The organism is Streptomyces sp. NPDC046759 (assembly GCF_040645475.1).
Classification (GTDB): Bacteria; Actinomycetota; Actinomycetes; order Streptomycetales; family Streptomycetaceae; genus Streptomyces.
In genome coordinates this window covers 1-1,268 of the sequence record NZ_JBEYYJ010000087.1, presented here as the reverse complement: position 1 = coordinate 1,268, position 1,268 = coordinate 1, and the positions used below count along the sequence as shown (strand labels likewise).

Here is a 1,268-nt window from a genome sequence, read left to right as displayed (position 1 = left end):
GGGGCGTTGCGGGCGCAGGCGGGGCGGTTGCTGTCCTGTGTGGGCGAGGGTGTGTCGTTGGTGGATGTGGGTTGGTCGCTGGCGGGGCGGGCGGCTTTGGAGGACCGGGCGGTGGTGGTCGGGTCCTCGGGTGGGGAGTTGGTGGCGGGGCTGGAGGGGTTGGCGCGGGGGGAGTCGGTGCCGGGTCTGATCGCGGGTGGCGCGGTGGGTGGCCGGTTGGCGGTGCTGTTCTCGGGTCAGGGGTCGCAGCGGCTGGGGATGGGCCGGGAGTTGTATGGGCGTTTCCCGGTGTTCGCGGGGGCTTTCGATGAGGCGTGTGCGGCGTTGGATCGGGAGCTGGGTGGGGCGCTGGGTGTTGAGGTCGGTGTCCGGGGTGTGGTGTTCGGTTCGGATGCGGGTTTGCTGGATCGGACGGTGTTCACGCAGGCGGCGTTGTTCGCCGTCGAGGTGGCGTTGTTCCGGTTGGTGGAGTCTTTCGGTGTGCGTCCGGATTTTGTGGGCGGGCATTCGGTGGGTGAGTTGGTGGCTGCGCATGTGGCTGGTGTGTGGTCGCTTGAGGATGCGGCGCGGTTGGTGGCGGCGCGTGGCCGGTTGATGGATGCGTTGCCTGCTGGTGGGGCGATGGTGGCGGTGGAGGCCTCTGAGGACGAGGTGGCCGGTCTGCTGGCGGGGTGTGGGGGCCGGGTGGGTGTCGCGGCTGTCAATGGTCCTGTGTCGGTGGTGGTTTCCGGTGACGGGGATGCTGTTGAGGCGTTGGCGGGGGAGTTGTCGGGGCGGGGGCGTCGCGTCAAGCGGTTGGCGGTGTCGCATGCGTTTCATTCGCCGCGTATGGAGCCGATGCTGGCGGAGTTTCGGGCGGTGGCCGAAGGTCTGAGCTATTTGGTTCCGCGGGTTCCTGTGGTGTCGAACGTGACTGGGCGGGTCGCTGGGGCGGGGGAGATCTGTGTCCCGGAGTACTGGGTGCGGCATGTCCGTGAGGCGGTTCGTTTCGCTGATGGTGTGCGGGGGTTGGTGGCGCAGGGTGTGTCGGTGTTCGTGGAGTTGGGTCCGGATGGTGTTCTGACGGGTCCGGGTTCGCAGGTGGCCGGTGATGCGGTGTTCGTGCCGGCGTTGCGTGGGGGGCGGCCGGAGGAGCAGACACTGCTCTCGGCGTTGGGCCGGGCCTGGGTCCATGGTGTGGACGTGGACTGGAAGGCGGTGTTCACCGGTACCGGTGCCACCCGTGTCGACCTGCCCACCTACGCCTTCCAACGCCACCGCTACTGGCT

At 68.6% G+C, this 1,268-nt stretch carries 1 protein-coding gene; it reads left to right on the top strand.

Features of this window, described 5'->3' with window-relative positions:
- The coding region (locus tag ABZ919_RS41495; protein WP_361259519.1) for an acyltransferase domain-containing protein at window positions 1-1,268 on the top strand (1,268 nt) is incomplete at both ends.